Source organism: Megasphaera sp. MJR8396C (assembly GCF_001546855.1).
Taxonomy (GTDB): Bacteria; Bacillota; Negativicutes; order Veillonellales; family Megasphaeraceae; genus Megasphaera.
In genome coordinates, this window is the sequence record NZ_KQ958146.1 from 1408 (window position 1) to 23166 (window position 21759).

Annotated in this window: 17 protein-coding genes; 4 read left to right on the forward strand and 13 right to left on the reverse strand. The window is 47.1% G+C overall.

What is annotated here, in order from left to right:
- The 6 genes from HMPREF3201_RS01075 to HMPREF3201_RS01100 form a co-directional block, all read right to left on the reverse strand.
- A partial coding sequence (locus HMPREF3201_RS01075; RefSeq protein ID WP_197408244.1) for a pertactin-like passenger domain-containing protein occupies positions 1 to 2583 on the reverse strand: 2583 nt, incomplete at its 3' end.
- 306 nt (positions 2584 to 2889) lie between these two features.
- A complete protein-coding gene (locus HMPREF3201_RS01080; protein WP_172980577.1) occupies positions 2890 to 5628 on the reverse strand; it encodes an autotransporter outer membrane beta-barrel domain-containing protein in 2739 nt (912 codons plus the stop codon).
- An 899-nt stretch (positions 5629 to 6527) separates the two neighbouring features.
- On the reverse strand, positions 6528 to 7070 hold the full coding sequence (locus HMPREF3201_RS01085) for a flavodoxin family protein (protein ID WP_062411331.1): 543 nt from the start codon (positions 7068 to 7070) through the stop codon (positions 6528 to 6530).
- Positions 7071 to 7095: 25 nt separating this feature from the next.
- Positions 7096 to 7974 (reverse strand): radical SAM protein, encoded by an 879-nt coding sequence (locus tag HMPREF3201_RS01090; RefSeq protein ID WP_062411332.1) that lies wholly within the window; start codon positions 7972 to 7974, stop codon positions 7096 to 7098.
- 24 nt (positions 7975 to 7998) lie between these two features.
- Entirely contained in the window at positions 7999 to 8883 is an 885-nt protein-coding gene (locus HMPREF3201_RS01095; RefSeq protein WP_062411333.1) for a radical SAM protein, read from the reverse strand.
- 15 nt (positions 8884 to 8898) lie between these two features.
- Complete coding sequence (locus tag HMPREF3201_RS01100; RefSeq protein ID WP_062411334.1) at positions 8899 to 9873, reverse strand: oxidoreductase; 975 nt, start codon at positions 9871 to 9873, stop codon at positions 8899 to 8901.
- 233 nt (positions 9874 to 10106) lie between these two features.
- Here HMPREF3201_RS01100 and HMPREF3201_RS01105 point away from each other — a divergent pair, with 233 nt between their 5' ends.
- Complete coding sequence (locus tag HMPREF3201_RS01105) at positions 10107 to 10754, forward strand: class I SAM-dependent methyltransferase (RefSeq protein WP_062411335.1); 648 nt, start codon at positions 10107 to 10109, stop codon at positions 10752 to 10754.
- Between the two features lie 59 nt (positions 10755 to 10813).
- Here HMPREF3201_RS01105 and HMPREF3201_RS01110 read toward each other — a convergent pair whose 3' ends face one another.
- Positions 10814 to 11086 carry a nuclear transport factor 2 family protein gene (locus tag HMPREF3201_RS01110; RefSeq protein WP_082709365.1) on the reverse strand — a complete coding sequence of 91 codons (273 nt, stop codon included), beginning with the start codon at positions 11084 to 11086 and terminating at the stop codon, positions 10814 to 10816.
- 60 nt (positions 11087 to 11146) lie between these two features.
- Positions 11147 to 13069, reverse strand: coding sequence for an oxidoreductase (locus tag HMPREF3201_RS01115; protein ID WP_062411337.1), 1923 nt, complete (start codon positions 13067 to 13069; stop codon positions 11147 to 11149).
- A gap of 248 nt (positions 13070 to 13317) precedes the next feature.
- Here HMPREF3201_RS01115 and HMPREF3201_RS01120 point away from each other — a divergent pair, with 248 nt between their 5' ends.
- Positions 13318 to 13899: a TetR/AcrR family transcriptional regulator gene (locus HMPREF3201_RS01120; protein ID WP_062411338.1), complete on the forward strand. Its 582-nt coding sequence runs from the start codon at positions 13318 to 13320 to the stop codon at positions 13897 to 13899.
- 87 nt (positions 13900 to 13986) lie between these two features.
- Here the strand turns inward: HMPREF3201_RS01120 and HMPREF3201_RS01125 are convergent, their stop codons facing one another.
- Entirely contained in the window at positions 13987 to 15567 is a 1581-nt protein-coding gene (locus HMPREF3201_RS01125; protein ID WP_062411339.1) for an AAA family ATPase, read from the reverse strand.
- A 304-nt stretch (positions 15568 to 15871) separates the two neighbouring features.
- Between HMPREF3201_RS01125 and HMPREF3201_RS01130 the strand changes: the two genes are divergently transcribed.
- On the forward strand, positions 15872 to 16735 hold the full coding sequence (locus HMPREF3201_RS01130; RefSeq protein ID WP_062411340.1) for a zinc ribbon domain-containing protein: 864 nt from the start codon (positions 15872 to 15874) through the stop codon (positions 16733 to 16735).
- A gap of 193 nt (positions 16736 to 16928) precedes the next feature.
- Here HMPREF3201_RS01130 and HMPREF3201_RS01135 read toward each other — a convergent pair whose 3' ends face one another.
- Together HMPREF3201_RS01135 and HMPREF3201_RS01140 are read right to left on the reverse strand one after the other, a co-directional pair.
- Positions 16929 to 17513 carry a sugar O-acetyltransferase gene (locus tag HMPREF3201_RS01135; protein WP_227163241.1) on the reverse strand — a complete coding sequence of 195 codons (585 nt, stop codon included), beginning with the start codon at positions 17511 to 17513 and terminating at the stop codon, positions 16929 to 16931.
- A gap of 69 nt (positions 17514 to 17582) precedes the next feature.
- Positions 17583 to 18746 carry an iron-containing alcohol dehydrogenase gene (locus tag HMPREF3201_RS01140; protein WP_062411341.1) on the reverse strand — a complete coding sequence of 388 codons (1164 nt, stop codon included), beginning with the start codon at positions 18744 to 18746 and terminating at the stop codon, positions 17583 to 17585.
- A gap of 155 nt (positions 18747 to 18901) precedes the next feature.
- On the opposite strand from HMPREF3201_RS01140, the gene HMPREF3201_RS01145 reads away from it, so the two are divergent.
- Complete coding sequence (locus HMPREF3201_RS01145) at positions 18902 to 19852, forward strand: helix-turn-helix transcriptional regulator (protein ID WP_062411342.1); 951 nt, start codon at positions 18902 to 18904, stop codon at positions 19850 to 19852.
- Between the two features lie 21 nt (positions 19853 to 19873).
- Here HMPREF3201_RS01145 and HMPREF3201_RS01150 read toward each other — a convergent pair whose 3' ends face one another.
- Positions 19874 to 20482 (reverse strand): LysE/ArgO family amino acid transporter, encoded by a 609-nt coding sequence (locus HMPREF3201_RS01150; protein ID WP_062411343.1) that lies wholly within the window; start codon positions 20480 to 20482, stop codon positions 19874 to 19876.
- A gap of 233 nt (positions 20483 to 20715) precedes the next feature.
- Complete coding sequence (locus HMPREF3201_RS01155; protein WP_062411344.1) at positions 20716 to 21465, reverse strand: NADPH-dependent oxidoreductase; 750 nt, start codon at positions 21463 to 21465, stop codon at positions 20716 to 20718.
- Between the last annotated feature and the right edge of the window lie 294 nt (positions 21466 to 21759).

Genomic DNA, 21759 nt, shown 5'->3' on the forward strand with positions numbered 1-21759 from the left:
CCAGCCGTCGGGATCGGTATTCATATGGCGGACGTCACCCATACGCTTATTCAAGGTATCGACGTCAGTGACAAGGTCATACATGATCTGCGAATTGATGCGTCCCGTTTCAACAATCGGGCTTTCGGTATAACCAATAGTGCCGAAGAACCAATCCGTCGTCGTATCGACAGCCGCTCTATCAGCGACTGTTTCAGCAGTATCAGACGTATCGGTTGTCGCTGTCGTTTCCGAATTTATGCCGATGATATAGTCGTATAAATGGCCTTTTTGTACGTTGCGTTGGGTAATGGGACTGGTGAATACGGCATCGCTGTTGGTTAAGGTAGCGAAATAGAGGCGGTCATCGACGCCCATGGCATCGAGATGCATGGATGCTTTATCAGTTACAAGAGCCTGTGTCCCGGTAGCACTTTCCGTAACATTTAGGTAATCGCTGTTATCGGTCTTTTCCTTCGCGCCGCCGTTACTGTTCCAGTCGAGATCCATGACCATAGTGCCCGTACCGGATAAGGTCTGCGCCGTAAGGCTGGTTCCGGTGCGATCAGTGTTACTCAGATTGACGAAGGAGTCATTTTCAAGATTCGTCAGCGTACTGTCGCCAGTGACATTCCAGACAGCACCGTTTTTCAGAGTCAGATTAATGGTAGGGGTTTCTTCGACATACGGCATTTCCCAATCATCGCCGTCATCCTCGTCGTCCCAATCCTCTTCATCATCATAGATAATATCGTCATCCTCATACTCTTCATCATCCCAAGAATATACTTTTTCAATTTTCTGAAGTTCCGTCGCACCGGTAAACGAAGATTTTTCTGTATCTAACAGGACATCAATCTGACCGTTGAGAGCCTGCATGTTACCCTTGATCACCTTATCTTCACCAGTGGCAAGTGCCTGAATGCGGCCGGCCGACTCGGTATAAAATGCATTGTCTTTGGCATCAATACTAAGACCTTTGTTAAAAACAATATCACTATTGTAGCTTGCACTAACCCCTGTTTCAGCCTGGTCAATCACTACATCGTCTTCAAAATTAATCTTTGTAAGTTCTTCGGCCCAAGGATCTGAATCGGTTTCCGTCAAAGCACCAATATCGACCTGCGACATCACCGTATTGCCATTAAAATTAATTGTCCCGCTTTCCGACGCCGAAGCGCCAGTGCCGACCTGCGACATCACCGTATTGCCGTTAAAATTAATTATCCCGCCACCGGGCGCAAAAGCACCGATACCGGCACCGTTTATGGCCGTTTTACCGTTAAAATTAACTTCGCCATAATATTCCGACAGTACAGCTATAGCCCCTTTATTATCTAATAAAATGCCTTCTCCTGCCGTCAAGTCAATGGTACCGCCCTGCAAACGGATAAGAGACTGAAATTTATCATCCGATTTATAGCCTGTGTTATGCAGATAAATTGAATCGCCGGCATTCATCGTAAGCGAACCGAAATTAGTATATAACAAAGTCCCTGTTATTTCATTCGCCAGTTTTGCCGAATTTCCAAGATCCAGTTTAACGGTACTGCTCCGCCCTGCTGAAATCATACTGGTAAGCATAGGATCATTCTTGGGTGCCACAGCTTCCACACTCTGGCCTACGGGGGCGCCCCATTGAAGGTCGTCAGCCTTTAAATTAAAGTTAGAACCTCCCGCCACCATGGTCATACGCTGCATATTACCGCTAATTGTTTGAGCTTCCATTTGAAAATCAGCGTCACTTTCCATGTTAATGGCAACCGGATTACTAGCCTGCTCTTCATGGAAAATAATATTGCCTTTAGCTTTTAGGTTCACTGTCGCATTAGTTCTTAGACCAATTGGTGTTGCATTTTTTACACGGTTAAAAATAATATCATTACCCGCATTGACGGTAGCATTGGCATTTCGTTCTACATAGAGGTTTGGTATATATGGCTCAGCACTCACCCTATTAAACACAACATCATGACCAGCCTCTATTTGGAGGTCAGCCTTATTTGACACAGTCAATATATTGGATTTTACATCATTATGCAAAACAATATCATTACCGGCTTTCAGGCTTAATGTGTTATCCCCCTTAACACTCATAGAAGGCGAATCAAAATCATCTTTGACCTGGGTTAATAAAATATCTTTATTGGCTTGTAAATTAATTTCATTCCCACTCCCGACGGGCATATACATAATCGGTCGACCGATTGCTTTAACCGAAATCGTGTCCGCATCATGAACATCTATCTTATGATTACTTGAAGTCATGTAAAAAGTATACGGATACGATTCTATCGATAAAGAATGGCCATCCATATTTAAATCTAAACTAGAGCCACTATTATTCCTTCCATCAATGATAGCCGCTTTATTTTCAATCTCTGTGCCACTTGAAACAACCGTTACATCCGACGTGGCCGTTACTTTTTGATTGCCATCAAGGTTAAACAAATTATATTGTTCCTGAAGATCATGGTTTCCGGAAATAGTATCTCCAGTTATGGGATAGTCCGCCGCAGCTCCGACGCCCATATAGGAGGTACTCAATAAGGCTCCTAATACCAATGCCCGTAATAATTCTCTTCTAATTATTCTACCGCTCATAGTTACCTCCCGATTACCACAAAATAAATTATCCATTCAAGGTAATTCATCATATGTATAAATTATCTCATTTATATTTCCATTGTAAGTCTATTATTTATATATTACAAGTTAATAGCCGATTTCCATAATGCGTTATCTATAATCGACCGAGTTAGTCCATAACAAAAAGTGATTTTAAATCTATAAAGTTTATCAACTGAAAATCCTATCCATACAAAAACCCCTTCACAGGTGCCGATCAGGCATCCATGAAGGGGTTGCATATTGTTCAACCAGTATGAAATTGAATTAGAAAAAGCTCACTTAGAACTTCCAGGCTATGCCGCCGTTGAATTCCCAGTCGTTATTGTAGGTTCCGCTGAACTTGCGTTCAAATTCAAACCACAAGCTGCTGGCCGGGCTCAATTCTGTCGTCAAGCCGGCGCCTAAGTCGTACCATGTGTCCTTGCCGTCACGATTGTAATCAATTCGTTCCAATCCGTTAGCAGACGTAAGGATCATGCCGCCGTCACCGGAGAATTCATGGAGGATGTCACCTTTCAGATACCAACTCGTTTTTTCATTAACCTTCTGTCCCAGGCGGAAACCTAAACGACCGATGAAGCTGTTGACGCTGTCTAAGTCGTGGTTGATGCCGTCGCTGCTGGTATAGGACTTGCTGTTCATATGGGTATACTGCAGCTGGGCCTGCGGTTCAAAATACCAGCCGTCTTTCAAATCGTAGCTGCGGCCCGTTTCGACACTAGCCTGTTGGTACCAGGTTCCGAAGGAGCTGTCCGACTGGTCGCCATTGACCAAGAAGGTATGGCTGTTGCCCATGACCTTACCGATGCGGCCGACAACGTCGACATATCGACCATCGTTTCCGAGCCAGGTATGGTAGAGAGCGCCGCTGTAGCGGTTGTATTTCCCGTTTCCAGTAGTAAAGGAATCTTTCCCGCGAAGGTAGGTGAAGACGGCGCCTTGATGGACCGTGCTGCCATCAGCCCGATTCATGACAAAATCCTTACCCAATTCAAAGCGGTTGCTGTGACCGGAATAGGAATCGCGGTCCTGATGGGTGTACGTCGTGCGGGCCCACCAGCCGTCGGGATCGGTATTCATATGACGGACGTCGCCCATGCGCTTATTCAAGGTGTCGACGTCGGTTACGAGGTCATACATGATCTGCGAATTGATGCGTCCCGTTTCAACGACGGGGCTTTCCGTATAGCCGACGGTGCCGAAGAACCAATCCGTCGTCGTATCTGCAGCAGCTCTATCGGCAATCGTTTCGGCAGCATCCGATGTATCATCCGTTGTCGCCGTCGTTTCAGAATCAATACCGATGATATAGTCGTATAAATGTCCCTTTTGTACGTTGCGTTGGGTAATGGGACTGGTGAATACGGCATCACTGTTGACCAAGGTAGCGAAATAGAGGCGGTCATCGACGCCCATGGCATCGAGATGCATGGATGCTTTGTCAGTTACCAGAGCCTGTGCCCCAGTCGCACTTTCCGTAACATTTAGGTAATCGCTGTTATCGGTCTTTTCTTTTGCGCCGCCGTTGCTGTTCCAGTCGAGGTCCATGACCATGGTACCCGTACCGGATAAGGTCTGGGCCGTAAGGCTGGTGCCGATACGATTAGCGTCACTCAGATTGACGAAAGAGTCATTAGCCAAATTAGTCAGCGTACTGTCACCGGTGACGTTCCAGACAGCCCCGTTTTTCAGGGCAATATTAATGTGTGGTGTTTCTTCGACAGGGGGATATTCCGGTTCTTCCTCATCACTGTCATCGTACCCTTCACCATCGGATGCGGAGGTATCGTCGTCTACATATTCATCATCATACGTCTCTTCTTCATCACCATACTCTTCGTCATCGCCGTAATCTTCTTGGTCCTTAATAGGGTATATTGTTTCAACATTCTGCACTTCCGTCGTACCGGTAAAAGATGAATTGGCCGTGTCAAAGAGGACATCGATTTGACCATTACGAGCCAACATATTCCCCTTAATGACCTTGTCTTCACCGGTAGCCAATGCCTGAATTCTCCCTGCCGAGTCCGCATAGAAGGCATTTTCTTCGGCGTCGATAGCAAAGCCTTTATTGAAAATGATGTCGCCGTTATACTGTGCTTTAGCGCCTATATTTACCGGATCCATGGTTACAAAATCGTTAAAAGTGATTTTTGATGTTTCTTCACCATAGGGATTCATCCCTATTTTCGAATCCGTTGTTGACCAAGCACCGATTCCGGCACCGGATATAACTGTTTTTCCATTGAAATCAATATTCCCCGAAAACTCAGTATAGGCGGCAGTCTTCCCTTCACTGTCTACCGTAATCGTACCGCCTGCAGTCAAATCAACCGTCCCATCCAGAGCGCGAATGGTAGCCAAGGAAGCATAGTCCGTCTGCCCCCCCGAATGCAAGTAAATCGAATTACTGGCATTCAAGGTAATATTGCCGCCCCATCCATAGGCATAGAGCAAGGTATCCGGTACGCCGACGGATACATGAATGTCCTTATCGACCTGTAATTCAACCTTACTGCCATTATCCGACACGATCGTACTCGTTACGGCCGGATATTCTGCTGCAAGCTCAGACACGTCTTCCCCTTGGGCATCCCAATAAATTTCATGAGCCTTCACCAAGACCTGCGAAGTATCATGAGCATTCACCATTTGCTGCATATTTCCGGTAATGGCCAGAGCTTCCAAAGTCAAATTAGAATTATTTTGCAACGTCGTTGCATAGAGGGTGCTGGAGGCACTGGAGGCCTGCTCACGAAAATTAATATTTCCCTTCGCCGTGATGACGGCCTTGGCATAACGGTACAAGTCGATGAAAGGGTTATATTTATAGCGGTTAAAATTAATATCGTTACCGGCTGTGATAGTGGTATCAGAATAGTCTTGCAAAGACAAAAGCGAGAGACTTGAAGCAAACCGAGGATCGCTATAACTCTGATTGAAGGTAATATCATGACCGGCATTCATTTGAAGTTTACCGCCCTCATCAAAGTCAGGTCCCTCATCAACAGTAATCATATTGCCTTTTGAATAATTGTTAAACACAATATCATTACCGGCCTTCATAGACAATTGATTATCGTCAATTACTGCCAATATAGGGTTATATTCAGAAGTGTCAAATTTATTGAAGGTTATATTATTATTAGCCTGGAAATTGACAGCGCTTCCAGTTCCGTTAGCAATGGCTACAAAATTGTGCCTATCGACAGTCTCTTCAATATTATCGGCATTATGGATATTTACGTTTGTATTAGACTTATCTATCCTTATACCATTCGCCTTAGCATCGATAGCTAAGGAATGACCATTCATATCCCAGTCTAAACTACTATTCGCATTATCGCGGCCATCTATGATAGGCCAGTTACTTTCTCCCTTTGAAATAATAGAAACATCTGACAAAGCTGTAACATTTCGATCCCCATCCAGCACATAGAACTGGTCAAATGCGCCAAGCTCATGTGTCCCTCCAATGGTATCGCCATTCAAGACATAGCTTGCCTCTGCTACCCCAAAATAAGACGTGCTCAATAAAGCGCTTAATACCAGTACGCGCAATAACTCTCGTCTACATTTCTTACCACTCATCATTACCACCCCATCATAACAAATAGCTTTCTTTTTCAAGGTAATTCATTACACATTCATAAATATTACAAATTATTTCGCCTGAATCATGTATAAATTATCTCATTTGTAATCATATTTTAAATTTATTTTGAATTGATTTCAAGTATGTTGTATGTCATTTTTAATGCATCATCTGTATTTGACTAAAACCATCATGATAAAAAATCATCTTACACTTTGAATTAAAAACACATCCAACATAGAAAAAGCGACCTGCTTCAAGCAAGTCGCTTTTTGTAATATGGTATCTGAAATTTTTGACAACAGCTTAGGATTGATTTCTCCTAGACCTTTCGTCCCATGGCTTCCGCTTCTTCTAATTCGGGATGACCAGCAATGGTGCCATCTTCCATAGTCCCGCCGGCAAAAACGGTGCCCTTGAGGCTTGCCTGGTTAAAGACTTTCAACCAGCCTTTGAGGCCGCCAATGGCGTGTTCCGGCGTATCGGGCGCCGTATCTTCTGCCGCTGTGAGCAGGTAGACGTCGCGAAAGTCATAATCGGCCTTATAGAGGCAGTTCGTCCGGTCCAGCAAAGTCTTCATTTGGCCGCTCATTTCGTAATAATAGATGGGCGTGGCAAAGACGACGACGTCGGCAGTACGAATCTTCTGCACGGCTTCTTCGGCGTCATCGTGGTTGACGACGCAGGTCTTGCTTTCCAGACAGCCCCAACAACCGACACAGAAGCCAATGCGTTTACCGGCCAGGGGGATAAATTCCACGTCATGACCGGCGGCCTCAGCCCCCTTGGCAAAGGACTTTGCCAAGATGTTAGTGTTGCCGTGAAGGCGGGGACTGGTACCGATAATCAAAACTTTTTTCTTCATCTGCATCTCCTCCTAAAGGGAATCATCAGATAGCGCCCAGGGAGTCCCGCATTTGTCGCAGGCCCTGTTCACCGTATGTATCGTACACGGCCTGCAGGCGGTCGATCATGTCCTGCTTCTGGGCCGGTATCTGTCCGTAAATCGCCGTAATGATGGAGGCATTGGTGGCGTCGATGAGGGTATCGATGGTTAAATCAGTTAAAAATTCCTTCAATTCCAAAATGCGTTCCCCTTCTGTCGCTTCCTCAAATTCGCCGCTGCGGACGTCCTTCATGAGCGGCGTATCCGGGAAAATCGTAAGGCCGGCAATGAGGATGCGGTCGGGATGGAGCTGGTTGAAGACAGCAGCCGTCTTTTTCGCATGATCCAAGCCATAACCCTTGCCGCCGAGGCCGCTCAGGAAGATGACTTCGTAAGGTATGCCGGCCTGATCCATCTTAGACAACTGCGGCACGATTTCATCGGCATGGTAGCCCTTATTCATGTAGGTCAGGACCTTTTCATCTCCTGATTCGACACCAAAGACAATGCCCGAATAACCGAGATTCTTCAATTCTCGCAGCTGGTCGACAGTCTTGTTGCGCAGGCTATTAACTCGGCCGTAGCCGCCGATGGTCTTGACGAAAGGCAGGTACTGATGAATGAGTTCGGCAATGCGCTTCAATTTCTCGAAGGTCAGGAGAAAGGGATCGGCTCCCTGAAGCCAAATACGAGGGAAGGGCACGCCGTAACTGGCCATTTCCTTCAAGTCTTCGACGATTTCTGATTCCGGCGAAACGGCAAAGGGAGCATCCTTGTAATAGGTACAGAAGCGACAGGCGTTATGACTGCAGCCGCTGGTAACCTGTAAATAAGCACTGTTGGCTTCATAGGGCGGACGTACGACATTACTGGCAAAATGCATAATAATCTCCTCTCTTTCGCTACCTTAAACGGCTCTCATGCTGTGACGCCACTGGGCCAGGGCGGCTTCCGTCTGTTCGTCGAACTGGTCTATCGTCTTATCGAGTTCCGACAGAATCTGTTCCTTTTCCTGAGGCAAGGTGACTTCAAAGCGGACACTGCTGGTCGATGTACCGGAGTTGATGGTAATGGGGATGTTCAATTCGGCAATGAGCGTACGGATTTCTTCAATCCGTTCCTTTTCCGTCGCTTCCGTCCATTCGCCGGCCTGCATCTGATTGTAAAGCTTCGTTCCCGGCAGGACCGAGACGTTAGTCAGCATCATGTAGTAGGGATGAATTTGATTGAAAATCTGAGCCGACTTCTTAGCACTTTCGACGAGCTTGCCCTTACCGGCCAGACCGCCGAGATAAATCATGCGGTAGGTAATGCCGGCTTCATCCATTTTCTTTCCGGCATCCAAAATATCCTGAGCCGTATAACCCTTATTGACGAAGGACAAGACGTCATCGTCACCCGTTTCGATGCCAATCATGATTTCATCGAGGCCGTGGGCCTTGATTTTCTTGATGTCTTCGACGGATTTCTGCTTAAAGTCGGAAATCGTAGCATACGTCGAAATGCGGGCATCGGGATAATATTTCTTCATCAAATCCCAGACGGCAATCTGTTTTTCCGTGCTGAGGACGAAAGGATTGCCGCCGGAAGCCCAGATACTCTTGGCATTCGGCCATTCGCGCTTGGCTTCTTTCAAGTCTTCTTCGATTTGAGAAAGGGGCGCTACCATAAAGGGCGTGTCTTTATAGAAATTGCAGAACGTGCAGGCATTATGCGAGCACCCTGCCGTAACTTCAATGAATAAACTGTCCGCATCGGTCTGCGGTCTGATAATCGGTCCATGAAAATGCATGATAAATTTCCTCCTTTATAATTCCGAGCCCCATGCCGGATTGCGCAGCATAGCTCGACCAACGCCGATGAGATCGGCCGTACCTTGATTCAATAATTCTCCAGCCTGAGCCGGTGTCTGGACACCGCCGGTCAAGATGATGGGCAGGTTCACCTGTGCTTTTACGGCTTTTGACATGTCGGAAAACCAGCCCGGTTCGCGGTGGCCGGGACGCATAAACATCCCTAAGCCGCCGGACAGGTCCAACAAGTCGATGCCGCTCGCTTCGAGTATCTGCGCCGCCCCTGCCGCATCATCAATCGTGCTGCCGCCATCCTGATAGTCACTTCCACCAAGGCGGACAGCAATGGGAAAATCGTTACCCACTACCTGACGCACGGCAGCGGTGATTTCTGTCAAAAAGCGCAGGCGATTTTCAAGGCTCTGCGGTCCGTAATCGTCGTCGCGGAAATTCGTCAGCGGCGAATAAAACTGGTTGAGCAGGTAACCGTGAGCCGAATGAATTTCTACACCGTCGTAACCTGCTTCCTTAACCCGTCGGGCAGCAGCGGCAAAATCTCTTTCAAGTTCCTTAATTTCATCGATGGAAAGGGCCCTACTCCGTCCGCCATTTCCCTCTAAGGGACTGGCCGAAACCAATTCTTCCCCGGTCACACGCGGCGACGTATTGGCACCGGCGTGACTGATTTGAGCAAAGATTTTAAGATTCGGATTTACGGCATGGACGGCATCGGTCAACTTTCGTTGATCGGCCACGACTTCATCAGAGGCCATGGAAAGCTGATGCGGGTCGGCTCGTCCTGCCGGATTTACGTAACTGTGTTCAGTAATCAAAAGGCCTGCCAGTGAATTACCGGCCAGCCGCCGATAATGATCTATCGTTTCTTTTCCGGGAATCCCCGAATCCGAACTCTGTGTCGCCATAGGCGGGATGACCAGCCGACTCTTCAACTGAATGAACCCCTTTTGAAAAGATTTTTGTAATTCCATATGTATCCCTTCCTTTAAATCTATATTTCTAATATTATAGATATTTAAGTCCTAAGAAAAGGGCCAAGGCTTCCAATGCTTTACCTTGTCCGCACTTATATTATATCTATTTTTGTCTATATGTCAATATATTAATTCACTTTTTGTTTTCTTTACGCTCTCCCCTTTTTGAACCAATCGTCGTATAATAGAGTCAAGTAATCCACATTCATTTTTGAAAGCAGGTGATACACATGAGTACCAATGATAGAAACGAAAAAGCCATTACAGCTGCCGGCAACCCGGCCAAACCGACAGGCGAAGCCGGTGAACAGATGCTGGCCCGCATGAATGAAAGCCACGGCCCGCTCACAGCCTGGGGCCTCTCCCACTTTACCTGGCACGGCGATGAAGCCGTCCTCGACATCGGCTGCGGCGGCGGAGCCAACCTAAAACGCATGAGCGAACACGTGACCACAGGCCACCTGACAGGCATCGACTATTCCGAAACATCGGTCCGGACGTCTCTTCAAACGAATGCCAACGCTATCGAAGCCGGAAAGATGGACGTTTCTCAAGGCTCCGTCGAAAAACTCCCCTTTGCCGACGACAGCTTTGATAAGATCACGACCGTTGAAAGCTTCTACTTCTGGCCCGATCCGCCGGAAAACCTGAAAGAAGTCAGCCGCGTCCTAAAAACAGGCGGCACCTTCCTGCTCATCGCCGAAATCTACGAACGCCCCGACCTGAGCCCGGCCACTCGGGAAAACATAAAACACTATAACCTCTACAACCCGACACCAGAAAAATTCGAAGACATCTTCCGCAATGCCGGCTTCACCACCGTCATCGTCCACATCGAACCAAATGAAGGCTGGATCTGCATTGAAGGAAGAAAATAAAATGGGTAAAAAGAGATTGCTGCACAATTGCAAACAGCAATCTCTTTTTTAATGTTATGCTATGCTTCGTTACCGATTTCAAACGGCATGTTAATCAAAGCATCCTGCCACCCTTCTTCACGAGGTACCCAGACCCGTGCTTTAAAGATTAACTTCTTATATTTCCAAACACCAGCAACTTTCATATATGTGTCAAAGTATTCACCGGAAAGAATCATGTCTTTGCCGCCGCGAGCGCGAAAACAGCCGAAAAGATACCAATGACCGGTAGCCATATCTCCATTTACGTTAATCATAGGATTAAACATAAATAAGTCTCCTTTTATGTACATCCGAAGGACCTGCCTGCGGGAAAGACAGGCCTCCGAATGTGCCTAACAAGAGTAATCAGATTAGATTTCGCGGCCTACGTTGAAGCCTTCGGTAATGGCAACCCAAGCATTGCCCGGTGCCTTCTTCGCTTCCCCGATGACGCGGACGTCATAGCCAGCTTCTTTCAAAGCATCGCTGAGTTCCGTATTGGGACGAGAACCGACGGCAAGAACGACGGTATCTACAGGCACTTCTTCATTGACTTTGCCTTCAAGGACGACGCTGTTATCTTTAATTTCCTTAACGGTCGTCTTGGTGCATACGCGGACACCATGATTCTTCATATCATCCAAAAGGCCCCAACGCGGTACGATGACTTCATCCGTTGCAATGTCATCGAGCATTTCAACCAGCGTGACGTTACGCAAGTTAGAGGCCAGGTGATTTGCCGTTTCACTGCCGACATCGCCGCCGCCAATGACGACGACATTCGCCCCTGTATTGACTTTGCCTGCCAGTACATCGTTGGCCGTGACGACGATTGCTTTATCGCTGCCCGGCAGCTTTTTCGGAATAATCGGCGTCGCCCCATTGGCGCAGATGACGATATCCGGGTTGTCAGCTTTGATCAGTTCCGGTGTGGCCTTCGTTTCAAAAATGACCTGAACCCCTAGTTTTTCCAACTGATTCATCTGCCATACAGCATAAGTCGCAATTTCACCTTTTCCGGGCGGTACGGCAGCTAAGCGGAAGGCGCCGCCGGCCATCCGTTCCTTTTCATAAACTTTGACATGATGACCGCGTTTTGCCGCAACAATCGCAGCTTCCAGGCCACCGGGGCCGGCACCGATGACGACGATATGTTTCGGCGACGTCGTATTTTCAATCTTGATTTGACTTTCTTTGCCAAGAAGCGGATTGAGGATACAGGTGCCGGGAATGTTCTGCATTAAATTACCGACGCAGCCATGGTGACAGCCGATACAAGTACGAATATCGTCGATTCGACCTTCCTTAGCCTTAAGCGGCGTATACGGGTCCGTCAGCGATTGACGGCCAAAAGCCACGAGGTCCGCTTTACCACTGGCGATAACATTGTTAGCAATATGTACGTCATTATATCGACCGACGGAAATAACCGGAATATTGCAGATATCCTTGATTTCTTTGGCTAAGCTGGCCGTCCAAGCATGGGCAGTAAACATGGACGGAATAACGGCATCAAATGACCGATATACTCCGGCTGTCGCATTAATATAACTGGCACCAGCTTCTTCAAGATAAGGAACAATCGTCTTGGTATCTTCTAAGGTTCGTCCGCCGGTTACATATTCATCCATCGAAATTCGGAAGCCGACGATAAAATCATCGCCGCATTTCACACGAATATCACGCAGGATTTCTAAGGCAAACCGCATACGGTTTTGCAGCGGGCCGCCGTAACGGTCGGTACGTTTATTCGAGTACGGCGACAAAAATTCCGCTACTAAATACCCATGACCACCATGAATTTCGACGCCGTCAAAACCGGCTTCCTTAGCCCGATAAGCGCAATCACCGAACTGCGAGACCGTTTCTTGAATTTCGGCTAACGTCATTTCATGCGGCATATCCGGACTAAATGGACAGGGAATCGCCGAAGGAGCCCACGGTGCTTGACCGATGACTGCTGAGCTGGTCTGTCGACCGGCATGGTAAATCTGAGCCACAATAACGGCTCCCTGTTTATGGATTCGTTCCGTAAAGGCCATAAAGCCAGGAATCTGTTCATCATTCCATAACCCAGGCAAGCATTTAAAACCCTTCCCTCCCGGGGAGACCGCGAAGTCTTCGGTGATAATCATGCCGAAGCCGCCCTTAGCTTTCGTTTCATGGTATGCCGTAAAGCGTTCAGTACAGGTACCATCTTCATTACAGTAATTCATGACCATAGCCGGTACGACGGTACGGTTGCGGAGCTTCTTCCCATTGATTTCTAAGGGAGTAAATAATGCATCTAACATATAGCGCACATCCTTTCAAACTAATCTCAGTGTTTGATAAATGACCCATAAGTCATTCTTTGCGATTATAATATCATTTGTTGACCCAAGGGTCAATAGTAAACTTCAATTCATTAATGACCTATGAGTCATCTATATATTGTATCGATAAGTTATGCATTTCGTATCTAGCGACGATGGATATGCGTTGCAATATCATGCCGATTATATTAAGATAGAAATAATATAACGTAGAAAGCAGGTATAGTATGGCTTTATCTAAAGAGAAACAACAACAGATTCATGAAACACGAAAAAAACAAATATTAGATGCCGCCATGGAACTGTTTGATACCCACGGATACACCGATACGAAAATCAGTGATATCGCAGCCAAGGCTGATATCAGTAAAGGACTCGTCTATCGTTATTTCAAATCCAAAGAAGATATTTTATATGCTTTATCCGAAAACATTGAACACTGCTTTCAAGACTGTGCGGAACAGACGTCTGCCAAAGAAGGACTCCGCCTTTTTGGGCTCCGCCTTCTTTCCTATCCCTATTACCAGGACTATATCCCACCTTTTCGAGTATTCTTCACGGCGGCCTTAAAAGACAATATTGACTCCTCGAAATTACAATTCCCCATTACCGAAGAATCCATGGTAGATTACTTCAGCAAACTCTTCCGCCGTGGTCAGGAAGATGGAGAATTTCGAACCGGCGATCCCGTTCTTTTCGGCGATGTCTACTTCAAATATTTGATTGGCAGCCTGATTTCCATGAATCCGGGAAAATCGGGCCAAACGTATCACCCCGACATAGACCTTATTCTATCTTTATTCGAATAAATCGGAACGTCCTCTTTTCAGCACACAAAAAAGCTGTTCATCAGATTTTTCTGATGGACAGCTTTTTTTCGTACCACGCATCCGTTATTACATATCCTTTTTTAGACTTTCGATGCGGCATTCATGGTGTTTCGTCTTTTTATCGTAATTAATGCCGACAAGGATGACTTTTCCGGCATAATTTCGGAGCGTCCCGGCATATTCTTTTTCCTTTATTTGACGGATGGCGGTCTCAGCATCATGATTCCACTTCAATTCAACAACCAAGGCCGGTTTATCCCCATGCTGCGGCCGCGGCACAAAGACCAAGTCAGCAAATCCCTTACCGGCCGGCATTTCCCGAATGATGTTGTAATACCGTCGGGCGCTGTAAAAAGCGAGGGACAAGGTGTAACTGAGAGCATTTTCATCGTTATATTGAATCTGGCTCGTTTCGACATGAGCCGCCCCCACACCGGAAGCCACATCTGCCTCCCGTCCGTCAAAAACAGCTTGGAGCAGTTCATCCGACGCCTTAACAGCCTGACTGACAATCTGCCAATCATCACCTTGCTTCGTCGCATTGACGTATTCCTGCAAGACTTCATTATTGGGAATGAATACTTCTTCCCGCTCGCCGTCATAGCCAAGATAACCGAGGTGAACGAGGAGTGTCATGACATCATCAGCTGAGGTGAAGGTCGTCATGTCATTTTGAAAGGTTCCGGTATTAATTTTTTGGCGGCCGCCACCCATCATCTTAACGACAGCGTCGCGCAGACCGTCTTCGTTCAAATCAATATAGACCTGCAGGGCTTCGTAGGTTTCCGTCTTGTTCCAGTAACTGCCGAAACGACCGTTGACCATAGCATCGACAACACTTTTCGGGCTGTAAATATGAGGAACCCGCGGAAAAGCATAGCCGTCATACCAGGCCCGGCATTCATCAAAATCCATGCCGTATCGCAGACAGAGATTCTTCGTTTCCTCTTCCGTAAAACCGACGAACTGCGCCATCTGATCAGGATGCTCCATAGAAAATTCGGTGAACATGTTGAGGGCCGAATGCGTCCCATATTTCTTAATCGGCAAAATCCCAGTCATATAGGCCAGAGCCACATATTCCTTGTCTTTCAACAAGTTTCGCAAAAAATCGAGATACAACCGCTGGGCCTCTTCATCATGGGGATACTCCCGGAAAATGCAGTCCCATTCGTCCAAGATAATGACAAACTGCCGCCCCGTACTGGAAAAGACATCGCCTAAGGTATCGGCTAAATGAGTCTTATCAAAGTAATCGACGTCAGGATACTCCCGATAAATTTCCCGAATGACACGCAGCTGCAGCCGTTCCAACATAGCATTTATCGATAGGCCGGAGCTCAAAAACTCCTGCACATTCACCTTTATAACGTCGTATCGCCCGCACTCGTTCAAGCCGTCCGTTTTGTGTCCGATTTGTAAGTCCTTAAACAAAATGCCTCCATCTTCCGAGACACCATAATAAGCAGTCAGCATATTAGCGGTCAGCGATTTCCCGAAACGCCGCGGCCGGCTGACACAGACGAAGCGCCGCTCCGTATTGACCATGCGGTTCAGGACAGCAATCATGTCCGATTTATCGATATAGATTTCCGAATTCAAGGCCATGCGAAACAACCCGGTCCCGGGATTCAAATACATGCCCATCGTCAGCCCTCCTTTCTTCAATCATATTCCATGTACACCGATTTCCACTGCAATCGATGAGATTATCCTTACAATATACTATATATTCCTATTTTACCATCTTTCAAGAGTTAATACTCTTTTTTATCGTAATTAATGCCGACGAGGATGACTTTTCCGGAATAGTGCTGCAGAGTACGGCATAGACTTTTCTCTAAAAACAACCTTAATTACTGATTATTCAGGCAGGACTATTACATATATTGTCGAATTTATAACGTTAAGAGTTACAAATATATCTATATTTTATAAAAGGAGAGGTTGTATGTTTTGTAATCAATGCGGAGAAGAAGTCCCCGAAGACAGTAAGTTTTGTCCCTTTTGCGGAGCCAGTATCATCAAAAAGCCCAAGAAAGTGCCCATTTCAGAACCAACCGAAAAAAACGAGTCTTCTGATGATAATTTTATGGACGAAGAAGTTAAAAAGAAACTCAGAGACATTGGCAAGAATCCAAAATCTATTGGTAAAAATCCTAAGTTCATGGGAACAGATTCAAAGAATCACGCCTCTCCAAATCCGGAAGTAAAGAGAAAGCCATATTTTTTAATAATCGTGGCCGCCGTATTGACACTAATTTTCTTCATTCGGGTATATGCACAGATTCAAGATGAAAAAGCTTATAAACAGGGTGTCCAACAATTAGAAAATAATCAATATGATACTGCAGCCTCAACGTTTTTCCGTACACATACTGATGAAGGCCAAGAATTATACAAATTGGCTTCATCATTTAGACAATTTAGCAAGGGAGATTATGAAATGGCTGACTATTACTTAAAGGAAATCTCCATTAAAAACATCGAAGAAAAGTACCCTGATTTAAAAGACAGCATTGATGCGATGAAAACAAAACTGGATGACACCAGAGAAGCTCGTGACAAGGCCAGCCAAGAAAAATATGAGGCAGAGCGAAAACAAAAAAAAGAAGAGGAACGACAACGCGCTCAAGAATATCAAAGCACCCTTCATATAGGGGATCCCGATAATAAAATCGTGGACGTTATGGGCACACCTGAAGCCAAGAATACCACCCAAGTAGATGGCCATCAGTCCGTTCAATGGGTATATAGAAACACTTATATTTATACCGATGACGGTATTATCAGCGCCATCCAAAAGTTTGAATAATATAGAAAATTATCGCCCCGCCATTATGTCCCCATAAATAAACAGCTAACCCAGCGATTGTTTTAAACCATAGAGCAAAAATCGGTACCTCGAGGCTCAGTCCCGTTAACCTGATTCAACCAAAGACAATGCAGCCCTATGTCATGACAAAAAAGCGCCAGACTCCCCTCAAGTCTGACGCTTTTTTCAAGTTCTATATATCGTTTTCAATCGGTTGAATTACCTTTGCCGGCACACCGCCGACGACGCAGTTGTCGGGCACGTCTTTGGTGACGACGGCTCCGGCTGCAACGACGACGTTATTGCCGATAGTGACGCCGGGCAGGATGGTGACATTGCCGCCAACCCAGACGTCGTTTCCGATGGTGACGGGCTTCATGATGCCCAGGTGCTGCCGCCGTCCCCGAGGCGACAGGGGATGGTTGACCGTCGTGATTAACGTCCCCGGGCCAATCATGACGTGGTCGCCGATATGAACCGGTCCGATATCTAAGATGGTCACGTTGAAGTTGGCCAAAAAGTTATCGCCTACATGGATGTTGCTGCCGTTATCACAGCGAAATCCCGGTCCCGTCCAGGGATGACTGCCGCAAGAGCCGAACAGTCGGCGCAGGCAGGCTTCGATAGCTTCCTCATCGCCGGGATCGATGGCGTTCAGTTTCTGCGTTTCGGCGATGGCCTTCAATTTTCGGTCGTTGACGCCTTTATCCCAAAAGTCATAAGCCATGCCGGCATCGAGTTTTTCACACTCGGTCATATGTTTTATATCCTTTTCCATGTAACACACCTCCTCTTTTCCCCCATGATATCACAAGTTCCACGCATCTACAAAGAACAAAGTAAGTCCTTACTTATAGGCTTTTTCAAAGATTTCAAGGTAATCGTCATCAGACAGGGGAATCGGATCAGCCGTGATATCGCCGCCCAATACGTCGTGTATCCGTTTGGGATAGGTCTTCAATTCGTCTCGCGTAATACCGACGTCGCTCATGCGCAAATCGTGGCAGTCGACGGCTTCAAGGAGATCATCCAAGGCTTTGATAAAGTCTTTGCCCGACGTCGGATTGGCGACGCCCATGGCTTTGGCCATCTTCATCATCGGTTCTTCAGCGGCTTTGCGTTCGGCAAAGAAATCGTAGTAAGCATGAGACAGCATGATCAGGCCGGCGCCGTGGACCAAATCGTCATGATAGGAACCCATGACGTGTTCCATCGTGTGTTCCGACGTGCAGAGCATGTAATAACCGGCTAACGTGTTGGCCAGAGCCATATAGGCCCGGGCTTCCTTGTCGCTGCCGTCGCGGTAGGCCTGGGGCAGATATTTGGCGACGAGTTCAATGGCCTTTAAGGCAAACATTTCCCCCATGGGATTTTCATTCTTGCAGATGACCGATTCAGCGGCATGGAAGAAGGCATCCATTCCCTGATAAGCCGTAAACTTCGGCGGTACGCTCATCATCAAATTGGCATCGACAACGGCCAAAACGGGGAACATGGACGGGAAGAAAATCCCGGTCTTTTCCTGAACGTCGTCCTTACTGATGACCGACGCCATGTCGACTTCACTGCCCGTTCCGGCCGACGTCGTAATGGCTACCGTCGGAGCTGCATCAGAAGCGGGCTGCTTCTTGCCGCCCTTTTCAGAGAGACTATAATCCCAAATATGGCCGTCGTTGGTCATCATCAAGGCGATGCATTTAGCGCAGTCCATGACCGAACCGCCGCCGAGGGCGACGACGAAGTCACATCCCGTATCCCGGGCCATCTTGGCGCCGTCCATGACGTTGTAATCCGTCGGATTGGGGCGTACCTGGTCGAAGACTTCATAGCCGACACCGGCTGCATCCAATTCTTTTTTAACGGCATCCAAATAACCGAAACGCTTGGCCGACGTACCGTTTGACGTGACGATCAGGGCCTTTTTGCCCGGAAGCTGTTCATTATGCAAATCCTGAAGTCGTCCCGGCCCGAATAAAACCTTGGTCGGCATATAAAAATTAAACTGATACATAGAAAAACCTCCTCAGTCTATCATCTACCTTACAGCACAGAGTCCGATCGATTCGCTCCTCAGCTGCTGACATCAGTTTACGGCATTGCGACCTGAAACACAGCGCCATATGATAACTATTTTAGTGGTATAATACAACCATAGGAGGTGAAACTATGAAAGACATAACGCCTGATATCCGCCGAGCTCTCACAAAACTAGGGAAAGATTTTCCCTTACTCAATTGGGAGTTTCGACCCGATCCGTCATCGGGAAAGACGGAACTCATTTCTCAGTGGCTGGGCAATCCGGCCGAAGAAATCATGGTCTGCGTATTTCATGGCCGCCACATCGACGAACGTTTCCACCGCCACGATTTCTTCTTCGTAAACTTCGCCTACCGAGGCCATTATGAACCGCTCAGTGCGACCAGTCAAAACCGCATTTTCATGAAAGAAGGCGACTGCTACCTCGGTCAGCCTTACAGCGGCTATGCCCTGAAAAAAGATGGCGAGGAAGATATCATCATCGTCGGCATCCTCATCAAGAAAGAAACCTTTCTCCGGGAATACCTTTCCGTCCTCGGCGCCGATACCTCTCTGCTCCACTTCTTTTTAGAGCCTTCGGTCAATCAATACGCCGACGGCATCATCCGCTTCACGCCGGCAGTGGACTCTCCGATTTGGAGCCTCCTCGATCTGATGATAGAGGAGTACGCCGAACCGACGGAGCAGACCCAAACCCTTCTAAAGGCCCTCTTTCTCTCCATGGCCATCTACATGGCCCAAGAGCTTCAGTCTCAGGACCTCACTCCGGAAAAACAAACCATTGCCGACCAAGTCACGGCCTATATCGAGCTCCATTCCGATACGGCGACGCTCAAAAGCACGGCCGCTCACTTTGGCTACCACCCGGTCTACATCTCTCGCCTGTTGTCGAAAAAGACGGGCAAAAACTTTTCTCAGACCATCCTGGAATTTCGCATGAAAAAAGCCGCCATCCTCCTGCAGTCGACAGATCTTTCCATCGAAAAAATTGCTGCCATGCTGGGCTACAGCAATAACAGCAATTTTTACAAAGCCTTTAGAGATTATTACGGCACGTCGCCCAAGGCCCGCTTCCGCTGACGCCTCGCCTTCCCAAAGTCATCAGCCAAGGCGGCTGGCGAAGTCAAAGAGCAGTTTCAATCCGTAAAAACAGATGACACTGCCGCAGATGATATTGATGCCCCGCAGGATGCGCGGGCTGAACCGGCTGCGAAAGAGGGACACGAGGCCGCTCAAGAGGATAAACCACAGGCACGAAGCGATGAGGACGCCGCTGATAAAGGGCGTCTGCTGGGCCACGGTCAACGTCGCCTGAAAGGATCCGAGGAGCATCGTCCCGTCGAGGATGGCCTGAGGATTGATCCAGGTGACGATACAGGCTTCGGAAATCGTCTTGCGGATCGTCATTGGTCGATATTCGCCCTGCGTCTCCCCTTTGGCCATAATGAGGCCGGCGCCAATATAGATGACCAGCAGGCTGCCGGCGCCTAAGATGAACATCTCGACCTTAGGAAAGAGTTCCATGACCCGGCCGATGCCGAAGAAACAGGACAAGGATAAGGTCACATCGAAAAAAAGGACGATGAGGGCCGTTAAAAAAGCCCGTCGCCGCGTATTATTCAAGGCCGAATTGATGATAAACATATTTTGCATGCCAATGGGGGCAATATAGGCCAGTCCCAAGGTCAGGCCCTGCAGAAAGAAACTCATAGAAAAACTCCCTTGCCAATATACAGAAGAATAAGGTCATTACACACGTCAATTCGTGCCAGTTGTCTTATTATACAGTACAAAAAAGGGGATGACAATCCAAAAAACAGCGGCCATTACAGGCCATATAGTTCCCCTGGCATCAAATAGCAAAAATGACTGACTACCTGCTATAGCAAGTAGTCAGCCGTTAAAAAACACCTTGACGGTCACCGCTCGGGGCCAAAAAATATTTATTCCTTAAGATCGTAAAATCTAAAGCCTTGTGCTTCTGCCTGTTGTATTAATTGTTGTCGTAACGGAATCGCCTTCTTACCGGCAATCTGTTTCGTAAAGGAATCTACACGTCGATTCGTATCACGCAGATCGTAATACTCTTCCATTTCCGCATCGTAATCTTTCAACAACTCCAAATAAGAATCGAATACCTTATAGGAGTCCTCAAATACATTGGCTTCACGAGGCATACGCGGTTTTAACTGCGGTTTCTGATTGGGCACCCCAATGCCGACCCCCACTACGGGGAATGTTAATTCCGGCAATTTCAGAAGTTCAATCATCTTAGGTGCATTATTTAAGATACTGCCAAAAAAGACCGTACCGAAACCACTGAGTTCAGCAGCGGCCACCATATTTTGAGCAGCTATAGCGGCATCCGTCCAGCCTTGGAAGAAACGATCGCTATCGCGTTCACCAACACTTTCTACCCCTCGTTCACGAGCTATACGGGAGTTGCGGTACGCATCGACGATGAAAATAAACAGATCCGGTACTCGTGCTACATATTCCTGGTTGCAAACTTCTGCGATAGCCCCTTTCAGGTCCGGATTAACAACGTGGATGATACTGAAACTTTGCATCCCCATGCTGGTAGCCGTTCTTTTTGCGATATCCAATAATAGGTTCAATTGTTGCGGCGACATAGGAGTGGATTTAAACTCACGAATAGTGCGATGATTCAATAACACGTCCATAGGATTCATGGGATCAGCTCCTTTCCCAAGATACGATTGCTGATAAAAACGGTAATTCGCATTTTAACACATATTTCTCAGCAGCGCGCTTTCATAAATGCCATACTACAAATAATAATGATAGTCACCACACGCTTCCTTGCACATAATATCGAACTTTTTCTTTCTACAGTAACACTAAATATACCCCTTGTCCAGTCATTACCACTGTCTGGCTTCATCCTCTGCCAAGAGGTGGCGACCTTCTGAAGATTTATCTTCCTTGGTGCTTGACAGTCGCCTCCACCCGTAAAACGGGTGGCT

Excerpts from the sequence above, each read along its gene's own strand:
- HMPREF3201_RS01145 (WP_062411342.1), top strand. The coding sequence starts at position 18,902 with ATGAAAGACATAACGCCTGATATCCGCCGAGCTCTCACAAAACTAGGG.
- HMPREF3201_RS01125 (WP_062411339.1), bottom strand. The coding sequence starts at position 15,567 with ATGGGCATGTATTTGAATCCCGGGACCGGGTTGTTTCGCATGGCCTTG.
- HMPREF3201_RS01140 (WP_062411341.1), bottom strand. The coding sequence starts at position 18,746 with ATGTATCAGTTTAATTTTTATATGCCGACCAAGGTTTTATTCGGGCCG.
- HMPREF3201_RS01150 (WP_062411343.1), bottom strand. The coding sequence starts at position 20,482 with ATGAGTTTCTTTCTGCAGGGCCTGACCTTGGGACTGGCCTATATTGCC.
- HMPREF3201_RS01155 (WP_062411344.1), bottom strand. The coding sequence starts at position 21,465 with ATGAATCCTATGGACGTGTTATTGAATCATCGCACTATTCGTGAGTTT.
- HMPREF3201_RS01080 (WP_172980577.1), bottom strand. The coding sequence starts at position 5,628 with ATGATTACTGTTGATGAGGGACCTGACTTTGATGAGGGCGGTAAACTT.
- HMPREF3201_RS01110 (WP_082709365.1), bottom strand. The coding sequence starts at position 11,086 with ATGTACATAAAAGGAGACTTATTTATGTTTAATCCTATGATTAACGTA.
- HMPREF3201_RS01090 (WP_062411332.1), bottom strand. The coding sequence starts at position 7,974 with ATGCATTTTGCCAGTAATGTCGTACGTCCGCCCTATGAAGCCAACAGT.
- HMPREF3201_RS01115 (WP_062411337.1), bottom strand. The coding sequence starts at position 13,069 with ATGTTAGATGCATTATTTACTCCCTTAGAAATCAATGGGAAGAAGCTC.
- HMPREF3201_RS01105 (WP_062411335.1), top strand. The coding sequence starts at position 10,107 with ATGAGTACCAATGATAGAAACGAAAAAGCCATTACAGCTGCCGGCAAC.
- HMPREF3201_RS01095 (WP_062411333.1), bottom strand. The coding sequence starts at position 8,883 with ATGCATTTTCATGGACCGATTATCAGACCGCAGACCGATGCGGACAGT.
- HMPREF3201_RS01135 (WP_227163241.1), bottom strand. The coding sequence starts at position 17,513 with ATGGAAAAGGATATAAAACATATGACCGAGTGTGAAAAACTCGATGCC.
- HMPREF3201_RS01120 (WP_062411338.1), top strand. The coding sequence starts at position 13,318 with ATGGCTTTATCTAAAGAGAAACAACAACAGATTCATGAAACACGAAAA.
- HMPREF3201_RS01130 (WP_062411340.1), top strand. The coding sequence starts at position 15,872 with ATGTTTTGTAATCAATGCGGAGAAGAAGTCCCCGAAGACAGTAAGTTT.
- HMPREF3201_RS01085 (WP_062411331.1), bottom strand. The coding sequence starts at position 7,070 with ATGAAGAAAAAAGTTTTGATTATCGGTACCAGTCCCCGCCTTCACGGC.
- HMPREF3201_RS01100 (WP_062411334.1), bottom strand. The coding sequence starts at position 9,873 with ATGGAATTACAAAAATCTTTTCAAAAGGGGTTCATTCAGTTGAAGAGT.